The organism is Nitrospira sp. (genome assembly GCA_005116745.1).
In the GTDB taxonomy this organism is placed as follows: Bacteria; Nitrospirota; Nitrospiria; order Nitrospirales; family Nitrospiraceae; genus Nitrospira_D.
The window spans coordinates 1-5122 of sequence record SWDS01000006.1 but is presented as its reverse complement, the minus strand read 5'-3'; the positions used below and the strand labels follow the sequence as shown (position 1 = coordinate 5122).

Here is a 5122-nt window from a genome sequence, read left to right as displayed (position 1 = left end):
TAAACCGGACACTTCTCGTGCTACAAAAACCGGACAGATGATGTGCTAGCTACATGATCAACACGGGACTCTTGCAAACATGCCACATCTGGCATACCATGAGATGGCCTAGCCAAGGAGTGCGATGAAACCGGTTCATTTTGTTGGCACGTGACGGGAGGATCTTCGCGAGCTTCCGGAGACGGTGCAGGAAACAGCCGGATTTCAGCTCTTCAAAGTTCAACAAGGCAAAGATCCGGATGATTGGAAGCCGATGACGACGGTCGGACCTGGCGTCCAGGAACTCCGGGTTCGGGATGAGAGCGGGGCCTATCGAGTCTTCTATGTAGCGAAGTTCCAAGAAGCGGTCTATGTGCTCCATGTGTGTGAGAAACGCTCACAGAAAACAGCGAGGACTGATCTCGAGCTCGGCAAGACTCGATATGCCGATCTCCTCAGGTGGAGAAGGGAGGAAGGGCTATGACACGCGCAACCGTGACGAAAGGGAGTGGAAATATCTTTCGGGATCTGGGGTTTTCGGACGAGCGATCGGCCGAACTCCTTCTCAAAAGCAGTTTACTGCAAGCCCTTCAGGACACGATTCGGCGCCACGCGTGGAAACAGGTGGAGGCGGCCGCGCGCCTCAGGATCGATCAGGCGAAAGTATCCAAGCTCCTCTCGGGACAGATGGCCGGGTTCTCGGTTGAACGTTTGGTGCATTTCCTCTCCTTGCTAGGTCAAGATGTGGAAGTCACCGTGCGTCAGGCTCCGCGCGGACAGCGATACGGCACGGTCCGGTCGAAGGTCACGAGACGATCGCGTACGGTCGCGAGAGCTCGATCGGAGAGCGTATCATGATCCACAAGGGTATGCGGGCGATTCATCCATGAGAACTTTTTCCTGGAAGAGTTCATGAAACCGTCAGATCCGCCGATTCACGCCAATACACTGGCTAAAGCCCTCGAAGTGCCGGCGAATCGGATCACGGCGATTATCAAAAGCCAGCGTGGCATTACGGGCGATACGGCGGGTGCGTCTAGCGGCATTTTTCAACACCACAGCTGAATTTGGATGAACCTGCAGAAGACCGATGAGCTGCGGCCTGCCGAACAAGCATTGCCGGTGAGGGTCAGAAAGCATATCGAGCAACGCAGAGAAGCACTCGCGACTGCCTGATAATGGGATACTCCGTTTCTGACTCGCCGCCACTTTCGCCCTACCAATTATCTTCTGTGTCATAGAATCCCTGTGAAGGAATGAAGCCCCTCAGCGCTTCACGCCATGAGCGGTCATCCACTCCTTTGCCGCACTGGCGATATTCATGAGTGCCTCCAGGTCGTTGAGACCTAACGAGGTGCCGTTGTGCCAGGCACCGGAGTGATCCTTGAAGGGTCGCGAAAAGATCGTGGCGAAGAACGGGCCCTTCTCGCTGATATTCTGCCAAACTGTGGCCTTGATGTTGCCACATCGCAGCGTATTCGCCGGTCGTTTAGATGAGTTGCTGGTCGCCATGGTGTTTCCTCCTTGAGTGACCATGATACGTCTCTCACGCGAGGAAGAGAGGTATCGCACAGGTCACAGAGGAAACGTGAGGCAGAGGCCGGAACAGGCGGGCCGGAGAGGATCACGCAGCGAGAGTGACAGAGTTACTGGCGCAAGCGGTGCGCCTCGCAGGTGCTAGCCGGTCGACTCTCGCCGGTGGCGACCTGAACAAGTTCAAAATCGTTTTATGCAGACGAGAACAATCTCACAAGAACAACTACTGGTACCTTTAGGTCCATACTCATGCCAGACCCCATACCCTTTCGATCAATCCTACAAATCGTTCTCCGAGAGCCAGCGGCCGAGCCCCTGCTGTTCGGCATAGTAGTAGGCGTAGTGTAGTGCGGCGAGATTGGCGATCCGTTCTTCCGCCTCGTCACGCGAGTCGGTATAGATGATCTGAATGCCATACCGCGCGGTGAGCGCGTCGAGAAAATCCATCAATCCAACCTTGTGATATTGATTGAGACGTCCGCCGGCTTTCCGATGTTGGAGCGTCCCCTCGACGATCAGAAAGCGGGAAGGGAATGGTAGGAGTTGTTCCATTTCGTAGAGAAACGGCGGGCGGTTGTCCGAAGGATTGGAAAAGACCCGATACAGCTCTTCGACGTTGAGGGGCTTGATACACAAGAGTTCGGGGGCTTCGGCAATGGCATAGCCGCTGGTCGGTAAGGTCTCACGAATAACTCCTGCGATTCGCGTGAATCCATCGAAGTTGTACGGAGTCTGTTCGCGAGGATCGACATAGAGATGAATCGCCGGCGCCATGACTTTCGGCTTTCCCTGCTGCGAGAGCATGATAAGGGATCGTGGCCCTCGTGCGTCGCGCGATTGTGGAGCCTGCCGGCGTGGCGGGGTGGAGGTGTACGCTGATGGAGATGGCGAAGGGTGTGTCGTTGCCTTGGAGGCCGATGATGGTCGCGCCGTTGCGTCGTAGCGTACGCGCGCAGCCGGGTCGCTCAGTGTTTGATAGGCTTGATTGATCAGTTTGGTGCGAGCTTCCGCTTTCTGATGGAGAGCTGGCGCATGGCCAAAACGATCGGGGTGCCAAACCTGAATCTGTTCATGCCAGGCTTTTTTAAGTTCTGCGTCCGTGGCGGTGGGTGAGAGCTCGAGCAGCGTATAGTAGTTGGTCGTTTGGCCATCCTGCATCGATCGCTCCTTGAAGGAAGTGTAGCGGAGTTCTAGGCTCAAGATCTAGATAGTCAGCCACCACCTGCGGCGACCAATTAGCCACACGGACAAATTACCGATACTCGCGACGCAAATGGAGTCAGCAACTGTCTCGAAAATCAAGCGGGCTGACTGACGGCCACCCGCCACGGCGTCCTGCTCTTCACCATCGCATTCAAGATGATCAGCAGCTTCCGCATGCAGGCCGTCAATGCCAGCTTCTTCGCTTTCCCCGCCTGACACAAACGCTGATAGAAGGTGCGAATCACTGGGTTCCTCCGTGTGGCCACCAGAGCCGCCATATACAATGCGGCCCGCACGTGTGCCCGTCCACCCCATACCAGCCGTTTCCCGTGGAGTGTGCCGCTGTCCCGATTGAGCGGGGCCACGCCCACCAACGCCGCCATCTGCTTATGGGTCAACGTCCCCAATTCCGGCAAGTTGGCCAGAACCGTCGTCGTCAACACCGGTCCGACCCCGGGGACACTGCGGAGCAGATCGTCTGCCGCTCGCCATACGGGACTCGAGTGGATCACCACCGCGAGTTCGGTGTCGAGCCGGGTGCGCTCGCGCTGGAGCCAGACCAGGTGTCGGCGGAGGCTCTGGCGGGTGGCCGGCGTGGCTGTGCGCAGCCGGTTCTTTTCCGCCGTCAGCATCTCAACGAGGTGTCGCCGTCGGGCCGCGAGCGCCGCCAGGGCCTGCGTGTGGGCATCGGGAAGCGGCCGGAACGGCGGGCGAATCGCCTCGGCGAAGTGCGCGAGAATCTGCGCATCGAGTGCATCGGTTTTCGCCAACTGGCCGGTCGCCCGCGCAAAATCCCGCACATGCCGAGGATTGACGACGATGACGGGTAACCGTGCGGCGGCGAGGGCTCCCACGAGGGGCACTTCCAGTCCTCCCGTCGCCTCCAACACAATCCGCACCAGCGTCAGGAGCTGGAGCCGCATGACGACCGTGGCCCACCCCGCCTCATCATTCGACACCGAGAAGCCCGTGCCTGGACGCACGGCCACATCGAGTTGAGATTGGGAGACATCGATCCCGACACAGACCGGCGTGTTCATAGCAACCTCCTGTGATGGCCCGGCCTTGCGATGCGGGCTCGTGGGCCCACGCAACTGTTCGGGCTCGACAGGTGAAGGAGCATGACGACCCGCGCTGACCCTCGGTCTCTGTGGACCATGGCATGATCGATCTATCACGCCCCGTTTCATACAGACTCCCCAGTATCTTGATGAGGTCACCCTTAAGATACAAGGCATGACTATTGAGTTATCGTCTTGTCCATTCCCGCCTGGTGCGGCACCGAAGTTCACCGGGCGGTCAGCGTGACCGTGAGCAACCACCCACCAACGTCCAGCCACAGTGATGTGCACATCGAATATCCCTCAAGGTAAAAGCCATATGACGCCAGTTGAGGGCTGTTGCTTGAGGCAAGCACACACAAGCAACAAGATCGTCCCAACGGTCGGGCTGATCGGGTCAAGACCAGACTACCGACACCGTTGATAGTGAATACTCCGCCCAATACGTTTCACTGCTCGCCTGACCGATTGACCGCGGCGGACTTGTCAGACACGGCCCGATCACCAACCTGGCTTGTGCTGTCGCGAGAGCAGGCCAGGGTCGACTCTAGCCCGCACGATTCATGACTCTTCTGTTGTAATCGCCGATCCGCTGTTCCGACATGCCTGCGGGCTAGGGTGATGCGGAATCACTTCTGAGGAGCCGTCTCTGTTCTGGTCATGAGTTGGACTGTCTTGCTGGCAAACCAAGCCCTCCAGTCCAGTTTCGCGAAGAGGACCACCAGCGCGAGCATGAGGACTTGCGTCACGACAAAGTATCCCCCGAGATAGGCAAAGACCGATCCCTCATCGACGACGACCTTCTGCGCCACCTCCATCGCCATGACCACCCAAACACTATAGGTCAGAAACCGGCCGATGAAGGAGGCCACCGCCACCGGGGCCAGGGGCAGGGACGTGAGCCCATAGGCGATAAACAGTGAGTTTGATGGCAAGGGACTGCAGGTATAGGCAAGGACGGCCCCGAACGTCATCGCGCGATGCTTTTCCAGACGGACTTTCACCAGTTCAACATTCTCTTTGGTCCGCGCGCTTAACCAGCGTTGCCTGACGAGCAGATAGGCTAGCTTCGCGAGGACCAGCCTGCCGGCAGTGGCCGCGGTTGCAGCCGTGAGCGCGGTGAGCCAGGGATTCGCACCGGGACTGGACAATGTCATCGCGGACACCACCATCCATGTCGGTGGTGCGAATGCGGGGAGACAATTGAGTGCAAAGACGACGGCAAAGAGAGAGAGGGTGGTCATTGTTCTATGATCACGCAACCGACCGGAGGTGCTGGTTCCATTATGGGACTGTTGAATAAAGGGGGCGGTGCTTGAATTGTTGTTATACTGCGCCTTGTC

Annotated in this window: 5 protein-coding genes and 1 pseudogene; 2 read left to right on the top strand and 4 right to left on the bottom strand. The window is 58.0% G+C overall.

All coding sequences use genetic code 11. From position 1 onward, the window contains the following. Positions 1–124 precede the first annotated feature (124 nt). Both E8D52_05565 and E8D52_05560 read left to right on the top strand, forming a co-directional pair. Positions 125–463: pseudogene (locus E8D52_05565) on the top strand (type II toxin-antitoxin system RelE/ParE family toxin). Further along, positions 460–837, top strand: coding sequence for an XRE family transcriptional regulator (locus E8D52_05560; protein TKB68480.1), 378 nt, complete (start codon positions 460–462; stop codon positions 835–837). The pseudogene E8D52_05565 and the gene E8D52_05560 overlap by 4 nt, the downstream one beginning before the upstream one ends. A 408-nt stretch (positions 838–1245) precedes the next feature. Here E8D52_05560 and E8D52_05555 read toward each other — a convergent pair whose 3' ends face one another. The 4 genes from E8D52_05555 to E8D52_05540 all read right to left on the bottom strand — a co-directional run bounded on the left by E8D52_05555 (position 1246) and on the right by E8D52_05540 (position 5023). Continuing rightward, entirely contained in the window at positions 1246–1491 is a 246-nt protein-coding gene (locus E8D52_05555; GenBank protein ID TKB68479.1) for a hypothetical protein, read from the bottom strand. 303 nt (positions 1492–1794) lie between these two features. Beyond that, on the bottom strand, positions 1795–2673 hold the full coding sequence (locus tag E8D52_05550) for a hypothetical protein (protein ID TKB68478.1): 879 nt from the start codon (positions 2671–2673) through the stop codon (positions 1795–1797). 140 nt (positions 2674–2813) lie between these two features. Continuing rightward, a complete protein-coding gene (locus E8D52_05545; GenBank protein TKB68477.1) occupies positions 2814–3758 on the bottom strand; it encodes an IS110 family transposase in 945 nt (314 codons plus the stop codon). A 650-nt stretch (positions 3759–4408) separates the two neighbouring features. Then, entirely contained in the window at positions 4409–5023 is a 615-nt protein-coding gene (locus E8D52_05540) for a hypothetical protein (GenBank protein ID TKB68476.1), read from the bottom strand. Between the last annotated feature and the right edge of the window lie 99 nt (positions 5024–5122).

Excerpts from the sequence above, each read along its gene's own strand:
- E8D52_05560 (TKB68480.1), top strand. The coding sequence starts at position 460 with ATGACACGCGCAACCGTGACGAAAGGGAGTGGAAATATCTTTCGGGAT.
- E8D52_05555 (TKB68479.1), bottom strand. The coding sequence starts at position 1,491 with ATGGCGACCAGCAACTCATCTAAACGACCGGCGAATACGCTGCGATGT.
- E8D52_05550 (TKB68478.1), bottom strand. The coding sequence starts at position 2,673 with ATGCAGGATGGCCAAACGACCAACTACTATACGCTGCTCGAGCTCTCA.
- E8D52_05545 (TKB68477.1), bottom strand. The coding sequence starts at position 3,758 with ATGAACACGCCGGTCTGTGTCGGGATCGATGTCTCCCAATCTCAACTC.
- E8D52_05540 (TKB68476.1), bottom strand. The coding sequence starts at position 5,023 with ATGACCACCCTCTCTCTCTTTGCCGTCGTCTTTGCACTCAATTGTCTC.